Source organism: uncultured Eubacterium sp. (assembly GCF_934561735.1).
GTDB lineage: Bacteria > Bacillota > Clostridia > Oscillospirales > Acutalibacteraceae > Eubacterium_R.
The window spans coordinates 30,188-45,420 of sequence record NZ_CAKTGT010000009.1 but is presented as its reverse complement, the minus strand read 5'-3'; the positions used below and the strand labels follow the sequence as shown (position 1 = coordinate 45,420).

Genomic DNA, 15,233 nt, shown 5'->3' with positions numbered 1-15,233 from the left:
ACAGCGGTTTTTTTAGTTAGAGTTCTTGATTTTTTCGTTCAAATAATTTTGCAATTCAATCAATCTGCCCTTATCAAGCGCTTTATAATCTTTCAACGGATTTTCGATTCCGCTTTCTTCATACTTGAAGAAGCCCATTGTGTGGAACGCAAGCAATTCGTATTTTTCAAACTTGAACTGCTTTGTGTATTCCGCATACGCATCCATATCCGCCTCGGTATCGTTTATACCCGGCACAACAACGGTACGAAGCCACAATCTCTTGCCTTTTTCGGAAGCGTATCTGCCGATAGCCTCGGGAAGCGCAAAATTGCCCTTTGTCCATTTTTTGTATGCTTCAGGCTCGTAAAACTTAATGTCAAGGATAATCATATCAGCATTGTCAATCGCAGTTTTGACCTCATCCGTGAGTTCAACAGAACCCGATGTGTCGAGGCAATAGCCGATTTCCTCCGTTTTGAGAAGCGGATAAATCTCGTTGATGAACTTTGCGTTCAAAAGCGGTTCGCCACCAGAAAAAGTTACGCCTCCGCCGTTCTTGAAATACGGTTTGTATCGTCTAACCTTCGCAAAAACTTCAGGCGCTTCCATATCAATTTCGCCCTTGTGCCAAGTGTCAGGATTATGACAATAAGCGCATCTCAACGGGCAACCCGTAAAAAATATATCAAATCTCAATCCCTCGCCGTCAACAGCGGCAAGCGACTCAAATGAATGAATGTTAGCCATTATTTTCCTCCTCATAATCAGGCATATCTACAATTATCGGCTCGTGATGTACTGCCGGCAAAAACTTTTCAAGCACATCTTTGGTTTGCATTTTGAGTGATGAAGTGCACACGCAAGGATGACAACCGAGAGTTTCGCTTTCAACAACAGGGCGGTCGATGACAAGTTGAACACGGTTATTCTTATCGTTCATCAACCCCATAATTGAAACAGCACCCGGCTTTATATCCAAAAATTCTTCCATAAAATCGGGAGTGGCAAACGAAAGCCTTGAACAACCGAGTTGTTTTGTGATGTCCTTTGTTTTAAACACCTTGTCGCCCGGCATCATAAGCATATAAAAATCTGTTTTTTGACGGTTGCACAAAAACAAATTTTTGCAAATGATTGTGCCCAAAACCTTATCAATTTCGTTACACTTTTCCATAGTATTTGCTTCTTCGTGGTCGGTGCGATAATATTCTATTCCGAGTTTATCCAAGAGGTCATAAACTCTGATTTCTTTTTCTTCTCTGCCTGTCACATCGGCAGGTCTGCCCTTTTGTAATTCCATAATACTCTCCGCAATTTTTATATTGGATATATAATAACACAATTCAGATTTAAAATAAAGTCCCTGTAACGAAACAGGGACTTTTTTCGGCACATTTTAAGCCATTTATCAAGATTTTACATTGACTGGTGGAATGTACGGGCAATAACTTCTTCTTGCTTATCTCTTGTAAGCTTGTTGAAGTTTACTGCATAACCCGATACACGAATTGTAAGTGATGGGTAAAGGGTTGGGTCTTCCATAGCAGCAATAAGCTTTTCACGGTTCAAAACATTTACATTGAGGTGGTGAGCATCCTGCTCGAAGTAACCGTCAAGCATAGTTGTGAGGTGCTCAATTCTGTCATCTTCATCAGTACCGAGTGCATCAGGAGTGATAGAGAATGTGTTTGAAATACCGTCTTGGCAGCAAGCATAGTTGAGCTTTGCAACAGAGTTGAGAGAAGCCAAAGCACCTTCGCAATCTCTGCCGTGCATTGGGTTTGCACCCGGAGCAAACGGTTCGCCTGCTTTTCTGCCGTCAGGAGTTGAACCTGTCTTTCTGCCGTACATAACATTTGATGTAATTGTAAGGATAGACAATGTGTGTCTTGCACCACGATAGCAAGGAGTCTTGCAAAGTTCGTGATAGAAGTATTCGATAAGGTCCTTACCGATAAGGTCGGCTCTGTCATCATCGTTGCCGTACTTAGGGAACTTGCCCTCTACCTTAAAGTCGGTGATAATGCCACGGTCATCCTTTACAGGAGTAACCTTTGCATACTTAATAGCTGAAAGTGAGTCGATAGCAACTGAGAAGCCAGATACACCGAAAGCCATAAGTCTTTCAACATCTGTGTCGTGAAGTGACATCATAAGTCTTTCATAAGCATACTTGTCGTGCATATAGTGGATGATGTTCATTGTATTTACATACAAACGAGCCATCCATGAAAGATACTTCTTGTAAGCGGCATAAACTTCGTCATAAGAAAGTTCTTTTTCCTCAAATACTTCGCCTACAGGTGCGATTTGGTGACCTTCGATTTCGTCCTTACCGCCGTTGAGAGCCATAAGGAGAACCTTTGCAAGGTTACATCTTGCGCCGAAGAACTGCATTTGCTTACCTGTCTTCATAGCAGATACGCAGCAAGCGATTGAATAGTCATCGCCGTACATTCTTCTCATAACATCGTCGTTCTCATACTGGATTGAGTCTGTATCGATAGAAACCTGAGCACAGAACTTCTTGAAGCCTTCAGGAAGTCTGTCTGACCACAATACTGTGATGTTTGGTTCTGCAGATGAGCCGAGGTTGTAAAGAGTTTGAAGTACACGGAATGAAGTCTTTGATACCATGTGCTTGCCTTCGCCTGTAACACCTGCCAAAGCCATTGTTACCCATACAGGGTCGCCTGCAAAGAGGTCGTTGTATTCAGGAGTACGAAGGTGACGAACTAATCTGAGTTTTACAACAAGGTCGTCGATAAGTTCCTGAGCGTGAACTTCGTCAAGAACACCCTCTTCAATATCTCTCTGAATGTAAATATCCATAAATTCAGCAATTCTGCCGATTGAGTTAGCCGCACCGTTTTGCTCCTTGATAGCACCAAGGTAACCGAAGTAGAGCCACTGGATAGCTTCCTTAGCTGTTGTAGCAGGCTTTGAAATATCATAGCCGTAACGAAGAGCCAAACCCTTGAGCTGATTCATAAAGTCGAGTTGCTTTGAAAGGTCCTCAAGATTGTGGATTGTATCCTCATCAAGAACTTCGCTTTCGCCCATCTTTTTCTTGTCAAGTTTCTTTTGCTCGATAAGATAATCCATACCGTAAAGAGCAATACGACGGTAGTCACCGATGATTCTGCCACGAGCATAAGCATCAGGAAGACCTGTAAGAATACCTGCGTGACGAGCAGCCTTCATTGTGTCTGTGTATGCACGGAATACACCTGTGTTGTGAGTTGTTCTGTATGTGAACTCATCCTTGATTTTTTCCGAAAGTTCATAGCCGTAAGCGTTACAAGCCTGAACTGTGTTTCTGAGACCTGCAAAAGGTGAAACGCCTCTCTTAAGAGGAGCATCTGTCTGCAAACCTACAATAATATCTGTATCCTTGTCAACTACATAACCTGCATCGTGAGAGAGAATTGAAAGTACTCTTTCTGTATCAACATCAAGTACGCCGCCCTTTTCGTTTTCTTCGATAAGGAGCTCATTAACTCTCTTCATTGTCTTTTCTGTTCTCTCTGTAGGACCCTGCAAGAATGAGCTGTCGCCATCATAAGGGGTATAGTTCATTTTGATGAAGTTCGATACATCGATTTGGTCACACCATACGCCGGTGTTAAAATTTCTCCATGCTTCCATGTTTTGTTTTCCTCCGTAAATTACTTGTTGTATCATCGAGTCACATTGTCCTTGCACTGCGGATTTGTACCGTGCTCACAATCTATGCAAGCCTTTTGACCGCATCTGTGGCAACATAAAGAATAGCTTTTGCACAGCTCCACATCTCCGCCGTGGATAACAAGTGACTTTCCGTTAATAATAGCATCTGCGGTTTTAAGCCTTGCCGATTCATATATGGCGGCAATTGTAGACCTTGCAACATCCATCTGCTTTGCACATTCCTCTTGGGAATATCCGAGCGTGTCCATAAGTCGCATTACCTCATATTCATCGAGGGCCAAATCAACCACATCGGCATAATCGCCAAACGGCCTGAATCCCATTGTTTTGGGATAGGCACAAATGCGTCTGCGTTTTTTTGGTCTTGCCATAAAAACACCTCCGTAACGACAATGCCTTTTTTTGCTTCAATGGCATTATACCACTTTATCGACATATGTCAATAACTTTTTTAAACTTTTCAAAATTCTTACATTTGTCATAAAAAACTTTGCAATTAGAGCAGGTTTTAATCCGTTTTTCAACACGCCGGAGGCTGTTGAGAAAGGTTCTGAATTTCGTTTTCTTGCGAAGGAAGATGTACGATGGTACCTCGACTGAGCAAAAAACGAAAAACGCCAAAAGTGCCGCAAACTCGATGTTTGCGGCACTTTTCTTTAATTAGTGCTATTAAAACAATATATTTCGGGATAGGCAAGCCTATCCCCTACTTAATGTGTGTTAATATAATTTTGGCGTGGTTCAGGGGCTTTATCGACAGTCTGACCGCAGTGCAAAACTGCGGTATATGCGGTATATAATGTTATTAATTTACACTGTTATAAACTTCTCTGCCGAAAATTTCAATAATCGTGCCTGTGGTAAATTCTTCCTCCGCTTCAACAGGATTCAGCGAATGCACCTTTGTTATGCGATATGTTAGTGCGGTAAACTCTTTACTGCCGCCGTCTTTTAAAATCGCAACTCTCGGCACAAACAGAACAATCATCACCATTACGCACAAGGCTATAATCAGCCTCTTTTTAATCGAAATTTTATTGTTCTTTTCCATCAGAGTTCCTTTACATAATTGCAGATTATGTCACAAATCTTTTCCTTATCCATTTTTGAGGTTGAGAAGCACATTGTATAGTTTGCCGCTCTGCCCCATTTTCCGTCACCGAGGAAATTGTAATAAGATGAGCGTTCTCTGTCCTTTTGTTCGATATAGCGGCGAACATTACGAGGCTTATCCTCTTGATCGCTATGCATAAAGCGGTCAATTCTGTCCTCCATATCCGCACCGATAAATACAGATATAACCTCTACATCTTCTTTTTCCTCAAGGATTTTATCCGCTCTTCTGCCTACGATAACGCACGGACCTTCATCCGTTGCAGATTCGATAACCCTGCGTTGAGCCTCAAGCACTCTGCCCGAATTTACGGCACTGTCGATTGAATAAGGGTCCATTACAACGGAAAAGAGGAACGAACGGGTTGGCTGTTCATCAAACATTTCAAAAATTCCGTCCTCAACGCCCAAATCCCTTGATCTGTCACGCAGTTCAATCTCGTCATAATAAGCTATGCCGAGCCTTTTGGCAAGCATTTTGCCGATTTCTCTACCACCGGAACAAAATTCTCTGCCGATACAAATTGCATATTTTTTCATAGAACATTCCTCCTTGTTCTGTATTATTTTAAATCTTTAACTGTCAAATTGCCCATATCGTCATTTTCGATATAATCAATCATTTCGTCAAACTGAGTTTCATCAAACACCTTGAAAAGCTGTGAACAATTAGGCTTGATAAACTCCGTTTTGATAGAATAATTAATCGCATCAATCATATGGTCATAATATCCGTCTATGTTGTAAATTGCAATCGGCTTTCTGTGTCTGCCGAGTTGCTTCAAGGTGAGCACTTCAAAAAATTCCTCAAATGTGCCTGCACCGCCCGGAGTGATGATGAAAGCATCTGCCAAACTTTCCATAATTCCCTTGCGTTCACGCATAGTTTCGGTGAGAGTCATTTCATCGCAATCCCAATTTACAAATTCGTCAAGATTTTCCTTGAAAAATCTCGGCACAACGCCGTGGATAATTCCGCCGCCTCTTTTGAAGCCTCTTGAAGCGGCACCCATTTCTCCCGTACTGCCTGCACCGAACACAAGGCTGTGACCGTGACGAGCCAAATATTCGCCCATATCCTCAACAGGTGTTATGTATTTTTCGTCAATGGTTTTGCTTGCCGCACCAAAAACGCAAATTTTCATATATATCATTCCTTTGGTTTACTATACTGATTATATGATAAGAATATCACGAAATTTCAAACGGGTAAAGTATTTTACATAAAAATTAATAAAAAATTATATAATTTTAGTAATAATTTGTATTGCAATAAACAGAAATAACCTATATAATAATAGCGAAAATTTGAAAAAGAGGTCGAATTATGAATATTAATGTGGCAGTAAAATCATTGGTTAGATATGCAATCAGCAATGGAATGATTGAAAAATGGGACGAAATTTGGGCAATCAACACCGTTTGCCAAGCACTCAATATGGATTCTTTCGAGGACTGCGAGGCAGAAAATGCAGAGCTTGAAGATATTTTGGCTTCAATTCTTGACTATGCGGTTGAAAACGGACTTTGCGAGGACAGCGTGGTTTACCGTGATTTGTTTGATACAAAGATTATGGGACTTCTCACTCCTAAGCCGAGCGAGGTTATCTCAAAATTCCACTTCCTTTACAGCAGAGATAAAAAAGCGGCAACAGACTATTACTACAAACTTTGCCAAGACAGCGACTATATCCGCAGATACAGAATCAAAAACGACCTCAAATGGATTACAAAAACAGAATACGGCGACATTGACATTACCATCAACCTTTCAAAGCCTGAAAAAGACCCAAAGGCTATTGCCGCCGCTCTTAAAATGAAAACAACATCATATCCTAAATGTGCGTTATGCAAAGAAAATGAAGGATACATGGGCAGAATCAACCACCCGGCAAGACAAAATCACAGAATTATCCCTATGACCCTCGGCGGCGACAATTTCTACTTGCAATATTCACCGTATGTATATTACAACGAGCACTGCATCGTGTTTAACGCAGAGCACACACCTATGAAGATAGACAGAGCCGCTTTTGTTAAACTCCTTGATTTTGTTGAAAAGTTCCCTCACTACTTTGTAGGTTCAAATGCAGATTTGCCGATAGTAGGCGGCTCTATTCTCACACACGAACACTTCCAGGGCGGTAACTACGAATTTGCAATGGCAAAAGCTCCGATTGAAACAGAAGTTACATTTGCAGGCTTTGAAGATATTCAGGCAGGCATTGTTAAGTGGCCTATGAGCGTTATCAGAATTATCGGCACAGACAAGGCAAGACTTGTTGAGCTTGCCGACAAGGTGCTCACAACTTGGAGAGGCTACACCGACAAAGACTCATTCATCTATGCGGAAACAGAGGGCACACCTCACAACACAATCACGCCTATTGCAAGAATGAGAAACGGCAAATTCGAGCTTGACCTCGTTCTTCGCAACAACATCACAACAGAAGACTGTCCGCTCGGATACTATCATCCGCATCCTGAATACCACCACATCAAAAAAGAGAACATCGGCCTTATCGAGGTTATGGGTCTTGCCGTTTTGCCGTCAAGACTTAAAAACGAAATGGCTGTTCTCGGCAAGGCAATGGTGAACGGCGAGGACATTTCCGCAAACGAAACCATCGCCGCTCATAAGGAATGGGCAGAGATGATTATGCAAAAATACGACATCAACGAAAGCAACATTGACGACATTCTCAAAAAAGAAATCGGCATTGTATTCACCTCAATTCTCGGTCAATGCGGCGTGTATTCCCGTGACGAAGAAGGCAAAGCAGGTTTCTTGAGATTTATTGAAAGTGTGAGATAATGTATAATTTTCACAACCACACCTACCGTTGCGGCCACGCAACAGGCACGGACGAAGAATATGTGCTTGAGGCAATCAAAAACGGATACGACGTGATGGGATTTTCCGACCACGCACCGTATTTGTTCCCAAAAAGTCACCACAGCGGATACAGAATTCAGCTTGACAAAGCACAGGACTATGCAAACTCAATAAAGGCACTGAAAGAGAAATACAAAAGCGTGATAGACATCAAACTCGGCTATGAGCTTGAATACTTCCCTGCTCTTTGGAACGAAGAAATCGAATACCTAAAGGGCTTTGAGTACGATTATTTGATTCTCGGTCAGCACTACACCGACAACGAGTACGAGCCTTTTGCACACTATTCGGGTCACGAAACCGATTCGGTTGCAGTTTTGGACAAATACATTTCGCAAGTCATCATCGGTGCAAAAACAGGCTGTTTCAGCTACATTGCACATCCCGACCTCATCAATTTTACGGGTGACAAAGAGGTTTATCTCAAAAAAATGAGGAATATGATTGAAACGCTCAAAGAGCTTAACATTCCGCTTGAATTTAACTTTTTGGGTTACACATCACATCGCAATTATCCAAATCCCGATGTGTGGAAAATCATTGCAGAGGTCGGCAACAGGGTTGTTATCGGACTTGATGCACACAAGCCCGAAGTATATTCGGACAAAGAAGACTTGCAAAAGGCACACGAATACCTAAACGATTTAGGCATTACCCCTATCAATCTCGAAAATCTTAAATTAATAAATTACGAGGGCAAATATGAGCAATTTTAAGCAATGGGCAAAGACTCCGCCGTGCGGCTGGAACAGCTGGGACTGTTTCGGTGCAGGCGTCAACGAAGAACAATTAAGAGCAAACGCCGACTATATGGCAAAAAATCTCAAGCAATACGGCTGGGAATATGTTGTTTGCGACATTCAATGGTACGAGCCTACCGCAGACAGCAACGACTATCACAATTTTACCGAACTTAACACAGACAAATACGGCAGACTTATGCCTGCCGAAAACAGATTTCCGAGTGCCAAAGACGGCAAAGGTTTCAAGCCGATTGCCGATTATGTTCACTCACTCGGGCTAAAATTCGGCATCCACATTATGCGTGGCATTCCGAGGCAGGCAGTTCATCAAAATTTGCCTATCTTCGGCAGCAAATACACCGCAAGAGATGTTGCACACCACTTTTCCGTGTGCTCGTGGAACACCGATATGTACGGCATGAAAAACTGCGAGGGAGCACAAGATTACTACAACTCCATCATCAATATGTATGCCGAATGGGGCGTTGATTTCATCAAATGTGATGACATTGCGGTTACCGAGTTCAGAAAATGGGACAATCCGTACACAGCCGATTACGAAATTGAAATGCTCCGCAAAGCTATTGACAACTGCGGCAGAGAAATTGTACTTTCACTTTCTCCGGGTCCGGCTCTTCGTGACAAAGCAGACCACCTTTGCAAAAACGCAAATATGTGGCGAATGACAGGCGACTTTTGGGATTTGTGGGAACATCTTTATGTTATGTTTGACAAATGCGAAGAATGGCAGGGAGTACGCAAAACGGGCAATTATCCCGACTGTGATATGCTCCCTATCGGCAGAATTTCAAAACTTTGCTCATACCACGGCAAGCAAAACAGAATGTCAAACTTCACAAAGCCGGAACATTATACTTTGATGTCGCTTTGGGGAATTTTCGGCAGTCCGCTTTTCATCGGCGGCAATATGCCTGAAAACGACGAGTTTACGCTCTCACTTCTCACAAACAGCGACTATATGAAAATGCAAAAAGAATCGGCAAACCCTCACTGCATAGCAAGAGAAGAAAAGAACAACAAGGGTTACATAATTTGGGCGTCACACGGCAAAAACTGCAAATACCTTGCCGTTTTCAACACCGACACCAAGGCTAAAAAAATCAAAGCCGACCTCACACAAATTCTTATGCCAAGCACAGAGTACACCGTGTACGACATTTGGCAAAAGCAAACAATCGGCACAGCCAAAAATTCACTCACATTAGAGGTTGAACCTCACGGTGCAAGACTTATAAAACTACAATAATAAATCAAAAACACCGCGACAGTAGAAAATCCTACCGCCGTGGTGTTTTTATTATTTATACTGCTTATTTTGCTTTCTTTTGAGGACCGTTGTAGCCGTTTGCTTCCTGGAAAGCGGCAATCTTATCAATTACCGACAATACAACATCAAAGCCCTGACCTACCGTATCTTCGGAGAAGCGTTCAGGCATATCTCTCCAAGTATGATAATAATATGTAAGCATTGGGTTTTGAGCGGCAAATGTAACCGACTTGATACCTGCTCTTGTCATAGGAGTTGAGTCGCAACCGCCAACCGGGTTGTGGATACAACCGTTTGTTTTTGACTCAATACCCATTTCGTTGAAGGTATCCTTAAACATCTTTTCCATATCGGTATCAAATCTTACGCCCTGCCAATCATCCTTGATTACAACTTCAAAGTAATCTTCATCGGCAACGGAGTCGATATTGATATTCCAAGCGTTCTTTGTCATATCATCAAAGCGGTGTTCCTGTGCAAAGTGCATTGAACCGCGAAGACCTGCTTCTTCCGAACCGATGTTTGCATCGATAATACGGCAATTCTTAGGCATCTTTTCAGGATGTTCCTTAAAATACTTGATAACTGCATAGCTGAGGCCGATACCTGTTGCATTATCCATAGCACCGCGGGAAGCGTTGCGAGGATTTGGGTCGCCCCACATAACAACAAAGAGTGAGCCGATTGCAGTTACGATAGGAACAAAGTTCATTGCAAACATAAAGTTTTCAAAACCTTGAGAAGCAAACATCGTTTCTGTCCAAGCGGCACCTGCATAATTGCAAATATTTGCAACAGCCATAAAGATTGAGAAAAGTGCAATAAAGAAAAAGCAAATTGCACCGAAACCTACCTTACCGTATGTAGCGATAAGTCCCATAACCGGCTTTGTGTCCTTATACTTATAAGCGTGCTCGCTGTGACGCCAGCACCAAGATGTGTCTGTGTGACCCGAAAGAATGATTGTATAATCATATTTGCCGTCCTCAGGTTCCAAAACACCGAGAGTGTTACGGCTGATTTCCTGTGGGAAGAACATATCAAACCAAGTTTTGTAGAAAAAGCAGCTCATTACAAGCCAAACTATAGTGATAAGACCGAGAGCCGCAAGTGCGTACCACAAATCACCGAATCCGCAAGCAACTGCGATGATTGCACCGATGCTTATAATAACGCCCGACCAACCTGCATATGACAAGCCGCCGATTGATGAACGAGGTGACACTGCAAATTCTTCTGTTTTCGGTTCAATTCCGATTTCACGGAGCTTGTCGCCCATATATTCGTGAAGTTTGATTTCACCATCTGTGCCCGGCAAACGAGAGCCGATTTTGTGAGCCGCATGTTCAACAATGCTCATAGCTTCACGGGCATACTTTCTGTTTTCTTCTTTCATACAAATTTACCTCCATAGCTTTTCAAAAAAATAGCTGTATTTATTTTACCATTATTGTAAAATTTATGCAATATAAATATAAAAAATCGGGAAAATATTTTCGACACGCCGTAGGCTGTTGAGAAAGGTTCTGAATTTCGTTTTCTTGCGAAGGAAGATGTACGATGGTACCTCGACTGAGCAAAAAACGAAAAACGCCAAAAATGCTGTAAGTTCGATGCTTACAGCATTTTTAAAACCCCACCGTCAACACTTCGTGTTGCCACCTCCCCTTATAAATAAGAGGAGGCTGATCGGTTGATTATATTTTGGCGTGGTTCAGGGGCTTTATCGGCAGTCTAAAAAGAGCAAAAAGTTGTGATAACTTTTTACTCTTTAATATCTTTTTACTCTTTGTCTATTTATCTAAAGCCCACAACAAGATAACTTTTACCCACTTGATTGAAATTTGTCATTTCAAACGAAGCGGTGGCTGCCGCATTTTTAACTTCAAGCACTTCTCCGTCAATATTCAAGCCGTATGTACTGCCGTTTACGGTTGCGATGCCGAAATAATTGTAATGCACATTGTTGCCGAAATCCGAAAGACCGACGGCATAATTTGTTGCAAACACAAAGCATACCGACGGTTCAAAGCCCATATTAAGCTTTATGCTTCTGCTGTCACTGCCGTTGCCTATATATGATGCACAACCCAAAGGATTGCTCCACACTTTCTTTTGCTCCGTCGTTACATGTTTTGACACATCCCATATATGTTCACCGAGAGTTTTGTCGATAATCTCGTTATCTCGGTTAAAATCCTCCATTTGCGGAATATCCGAGCCAATCCATTTGTTAAGTTCCAATTCTTCGGTTTTGTTTGTACTGCTCATAAACACAAATCACCTGCTTTCTGCCATTGTCCACCTGAGATCACGGTTTGCAATATTGTCCCAAGTGAGTTTTTCACCATCGATAAAGTCCCAATCTTTTCCGTTGCCGCCAAGATAAAAATCAAAAATTATCCCAAACCAAGCGTTAAAGATTTTGCCTACCGTTTCAATATCATATTTTGAAATATAAATTTTTCTGCCGTCAATTCTGTATTCAATATTTTCAAAGGCTTTGGTAATATTTGCACGGCTCGGTGCGGTAAAAATATTTACTGCCGTTGCACCTTTGATATTCTGAAGATACTCGTTTAGCTTCATTATTTCTCCGCTTACGGCTCCGATTTCCGCCAAAGTAAGCACATCCGCCGTGTCGATTTTTGCAATGCCGTACAATTTTTTAATTCGTTCAAATACCGTTTTCATCCGCATTCCTCACATCAAAAGCAATACCGAACAAAGTAAAAAGCGACAGCACATCTTTTACTTTCTCTTTCAAACTCTCAGAAAGAGTTTTGTCCCTTGTTTTCAATACACAAACCGGCTTGTCGCCCTCTCTGATAATGTCACAGTCCGCAACCTCGTCAAAACTCATAATTCTGCCTTTCAAGAATTCAACATTTACGCCGTTTGCAGGATAACGAAGGGCATCTTTTATTCTCAAACGCAACGCTTCGTCATCCTCATTGTCACAGCCGCCGATAAAACTAACTCTGTTTTCAGCTCTTGCAATCGAACTCGGAGGATTAACCATAACACAAACCTCACCGTATGCGGCATTGTATTCTTCGCCGTCGGCAAGAGCCTGTGCCTTTACCGTAACGGATTTTTCGCCCGCAGTGATGGTGCCCTCTTCAAGAGTTTTGTACTGAATGTACTTGTGTCCTTTTTTCGAGCAGATAATTCCCGACGGTATAACCGTGTCATCCGTTTTCGCCTCATCAATCAAAAATGTAATTTCGCCGTTTGCCTTGCTTGCCGTTTTTCTCTCAACACCGCACTCGGCGGCAATCCGGTCAAGATATTCTCCCGTTGCACTCGTCCATCCGGCTTGCCTGAGCAAGTATTCGCCCTCAACATACAAATTGTAAAGCTCGGTGGCTATTGCCTTTATTCTTATACCCGATTCGCCGTGCATATCAAGGACTTCACCCGACTGTTCAAAATAAGCGGTTCTGATGTTCTCAATAATATCGTTGTAACTAATCAAAATCCGCAATCACCGACCTTTCCTCTCCGTTAACCGTTAAAACAAAGGTTACGGAATTTTTATTTTTTACGGCAGATTTTATAAACACTCCGTCAAGTTCGTCAACGCTTTGCCTTGCATAAGCCAAAATTTCAGCGTTGCTTTGACTTGCTCGGATTTTTGAACCGAAGTTTTTATCGGCATAAAACCTGCCTCTTTTAACCGTTAAACACTTTACGGCATTTTTCAAAATCTCTTCAATAATATCAAAATCATTCATTTTGTATCACTCCCCCGCCGTTAATCACCAAACCGTTGAGAACAATATCGCCGTTGTTTTTCAAAATTATATAGGCTCCGCCTTTTGAGATGATTTTTATTTCACCGCTTTCAATATCGTTGCACTTATTTAATGTGCCAAGCACAACACTGCCGTCATTTGACGGAAGCATAAGCACATCTTCATCAACAGGCGGCACACTTTGATAACCATACGGTGCGTAGCAATCTATATTTCGCCTTGTAACCGTTGCACCGGCTTCTATCTGATTTTCGGACAATGTAACCTTACCTTTTTCGGCAATCTCTCCGTTTTGTGACAAAGTGATTTTTTTACTCATCCACATAACTCATTTCCTCCAAATCAAGCACACATCTTGCATCAATCACGGTACGCTCACCGTTTGAATCAAAAATATGTGTAACTCCGTTTACAACAACATCGCCGTAACTGTCAAAGCCGTCAATATCGACGATTAACCTGTTTGTCAAATCAACATCAACATAACCGCACATTGTAATTTTCCATCCGCAGTAATCCGAGTTTGCCGTTAAAAAAGCCGACTTGAGTGTTGTTTCTCTCTGCCAATCGGGAACGATTGAAATATTACTTACTTTTGAAGCGGTTATTTTCTTATCATTCATAACCTTACTTATGCGATGATAAATGTAATCTGTTGCGTTGTTTATTTTATAATCAATTTTGGAAATTGCTCCGCCTCTGTTGATTATCCTTTTAAGCGTAACAATCTTTGATTTATCAAGTTCAACCGCCTTATCGCTTTTCAAAAGCACAATTTCATCATTTGGTGTAACTCTTATATTTTCACCTGTAACGGAGTACACAAAGCCGTTCAGCACACCGAAAAGCGAAGTGCCCTTGCTCACCTGATAAGTTTTATCGCTGAACACTTCTCCTAAATTATACTTAAAATTTTTGCCGATATTTATTTCATACAAAGCCCGTGCACTCGGCGAAGTGTACGCAAACGGCTTAGCCTCGCTGTCGGTCAAAAGGCACGCACTTGAGCGGCAGTACAAAAAACATTCAACCGAATTTTTATGCACGGTTTCACGCTGAGTATCAACATAGCCGTTAAACACGCACTTTTTGCCGATATACGCTTTTGCCTTATATAATTCAGGTAAAATATTGCCGTTTATAAAATTAAGCCTCAGTCCGTCACACGGAGCGTCTGATTCTCTGCACAACTCGTATGATAAAAGTTTGCCGACGGCGACCTCGTTTTCTTCCAAATCATAAAGCACAAATTTTAAATCAGCCATATTTTGTCACCCTCTTTTAGTGCAAAAATATTGCCTATATCATTGCATTTTACAAGCGATTCTATTTCAACGCCTGTTCGGTTTGCCACATCAAAAAGATTTTCTTCTTCAAGAGCATAGGTAAAACGAGGCGTTTTTGTTTCACTCTTTGTATTGCTTTCCTGAGTAAAAACAAACGAATAATCCACCCTGTCGTTACCGCTTGAATACGATATATTTAATGAAATGAAGTGCATTTTGAGCGGCACGGAATTTGGCAAAAACAAATAGTCGCCGCCCTTTTTGTTATAAACACGCACCATTTCAAACGCTTTATCTGCCGCATTTTCGCCTACAAAACAGCCCTTGCCCGAAACAGAAACACAATTTCTGCCGTTCTCAACGCAAATTTGTTCGGAATAAACGGTGTCGTATTTTACGGAATTTTTATTCATTGAAATCTTAAAACTTTGGGGGTTCACATCGAATTCAAACCCTTTGTATTTCATTTTCATACAT

At 41.7% G+C, this 15,233-nt stretch carries 18 protein-coding genes; 3 read left to right on the top strand and 15 right to left on the bottom strand.

The annotated features are described in order from the left end of the window. Positions 1–12 precede the first annotated feature (12 nt). The 7 genes from Q0E08_RS07650 to Q0E08_RS07620 form a co-directional block, all read right to left on the bottom strand. Complete coding sequence (locus tag Q0E08_RS07650) at positions 13–729, bottom strand: radical SAM protein (protein WP_294778538.1); 717 nt, start codon at positions 727–729, stop codon at positions 13–15. Further along, a complete protein-coding gene (locus tag Q0E08_RS07645; RefSeq protein WP_294778537.1) occupies positions 722–1,282 on the bottom strand; it encodes a prolyl-tRNA synthetase associated domain-containing protein in 561 nt (186 codons plus the stop codon). Before Q0E08_RS07645 ends, Q0E08_RS07650 begins: the two co-directional genes overlap by 8 nt. Positions 1,283–1,398: 116 nt before the next feature. Further along, complete coding sequence (gene pflB, locus Q0E08_RS07640) at positions 1,399–3,630, bottom strand: formate C-acetyltransferase (protein WP_294778536.1); 2,232 nt, start codon at positions 3,628–3,630, stop codon at positions 1,399–1,401. A 32-nt stretch (positions 3,631–3,662) separates the two neighbouring features. Further along, positions 3,663–4,043, bottom strand: coding sequence for a DUF134 domain-containing protein (locus Q0E08_RS07635; RefSeq protein ID WP_294778535.1), 381 nt, complete (start codon positions 4,041–4,043; stop codon positions 3,663–3,665). 434 nt (positions 4,044–4,477) lie between these two features. Next, positions 4,478–4,723 (bottom strand): hypothetical protein, encoded by a 246-nt coding sequence (locus tag Q0E08_RS07630; RefSeq protein ID WP_294778534.1) that lies wholly within the window; start codon positions 4,721–4,723, stop codon positions 4,478–4,480. Further along, entirely contained in the window at positions 4,723–5,325 is a 603-nt protein-coding gene (locus tag Q0E08_RS07625) for an AAA family ATPase (protein ID WP_294778533.1), read from the bottom strand. The genes Q0E08_RS07630 and Q0E08_RS07625 overlap by 1 nt, the downstream gene beginning before the upstream one ends. Positions 5,326–5,348: 23 nt before the next feature. After that, positions 5,349–5,930, bottom strand: a complete 582-nt coding sequence (locus Q0E08_RS07620; RefSeq protein WP_294778532.1) for a TIGR00730 family Rossman fold protein — start codon at positions 5,928–5,930, stop codon at positions 5,349–5,351. Between the two features lie 182 nt (positions 5,931–6,112). On the opposite strand from Q0E08_RS07620, the gene galT reads away from it, so the two are divergent. The 3 genes from galT to Q0E08_RS07605 are packed head-to-tail and all read left to right on the top strand — an operon-like array spanning position 6,113 to position 9,691. After that, a complete protein-coding gene (galT, locus tag Q0E08_RS07615) occupies positions 6,113–7,600 on the top strand; it encodes a UDP-glucose--hexose-1-phosphate uridylyltransferase (protein ID WP_294778531.1) in 1,488 nt (495 codons plus the stop codon). Further along, positions 7,600–8,397 (top strand): histidinol-phosphatase, encoded by a 798-nt coding sequence (locus Q0E08_RS07610; protein ID WP_294778530.1) that lies wholly within the window; start codon positions 7,600–7,602, stop codon positions 8,395–8,397. Before galT ends, Q0E08_RS07610 begins: the two co-directional genes overlap by 1 nt. Next, complete coding sequence (locus Q0E08_RS07605; protein WP_294778529.1) at positions 8,384–9,691, top strand: glycoside hydrolase family 27 protein; 1,308 nt, start codon at positions 8,384–8,386, stop codon at positions 9,689–9,691. Before Q0E08_RS07610 ends, Q0E08_RS07605 begins: the two co-directional genes overlap by 14 nt. A gap of 64 nt (positions 9,692–9,755) precedes the next feature. On the opposite strand, the gene Q0E08_RS07600 is transcribed toward Q0E08_RS07605, so the two are convergent. The 8 genes from Q0E08_RS07600 to Q0E08_RS07565 form a co-directional block, all read right to left on the bottom strand. Then, on the bottom strand, positions 9,756–11,108 hold the full coding sequence (locus Q0E08_RS07600; protein WP_294778528.1) for a M28 family metallopeptidase: 1,353 nt from the start codon (positions 11,106–11,108) through the stop codon (positions 9,756–9,758). 401 nt (positions 11,109–11,509) lie between these two features. Next, positions 11,510–11,983, bottom strand: a complete 474-nt coding sequence (locus Q0E08_RS07595; RefSeq protein WP_294778527.1) for a hypothetical protein — start codon at positions 11,981–11,983, stop codon at positions 11,510–11,512. Positions 11,984–11,992: 9 nt separating this feature from the next. Continuing rightward, positions 11,993–12,406: a hypothetical protein gene (locus Q0E08_RS07590; RefSeq protein ID WP_294778526.1), complete on the bottom strand. Its 414-nt coding sequence runs from the start codon at positions 12,404–12,406 to the stop codon at positions 11,993–11,995. Further along, positions 12,390–13,190: a baseplate J/gp47 family protein gene (locus Q0E08_RS07585; protein WP_294778525.1), complete on the bottom strand. Its 801-nt coding sequence runs from the start codon at positions 13,188–13,190 to the stop codon at positions 12,390–12,392. The genes Q0E08_RS07590 and Q0E08_RS07585 overlap by 17 nt, the downstream gene beginning before the upstream one ends. After that, on the bottom strand, positions 13,183–13,449 hold the full coding sequence (locus Q0E08_RS07580) for a hypothetical protein (RefSeq protein WP_294778524.1): 267 nt from the start codon (positions 13,447–13,449) through the stop codon (positions 13,183–13,185). The genes Q0E08_RS07585 and Q0E08_RS07580 overlap by 8 nt, the downstream gene beginning before the upstream one ends. Next, positions 13,442–13,789, bottom strand: coding sequence for a hypothetical protein (locus Q0E08_RS07575; protein WP_294778523.1), 348 nt, complete (start codon positions 13,787–13,789; stop codon positions 13,442–13,444). The genes Q0E08_RS07580 and Q0E08_RS07575 overlap by 8 nt, the downstream gene beginning before the upstream one ends. After that, positions 13,782–14,735, bottom strand: coding sequence for a hypothetical protein (locus tag Q0E08_RS07570; RefSeq protein ID WP_294778522.1), 954 nt, complete (start codon positions 14,733–14,735; stop codon positions 13,782–13,784). Before Q0E08_RS07570 ends, Q0E08_RS07575 begins: the two co-directional genes overlap by 8 nt. Further along, entirely contained in the window at positions 14,723–15,229 is a 507-nt protein-coding gene (locus Q0E08_RS07565; RefSeq protein WP_294778521.1) for a hypothetical protein, read from the bottom strand. The genes Q0E08_RS07570 and Q0E08_RS07565 overlap by 13 nt, the downstream gene beginning before the upstream one ends. Positions 15,230–15,233 lie beyond the last annotated feature (4 nt).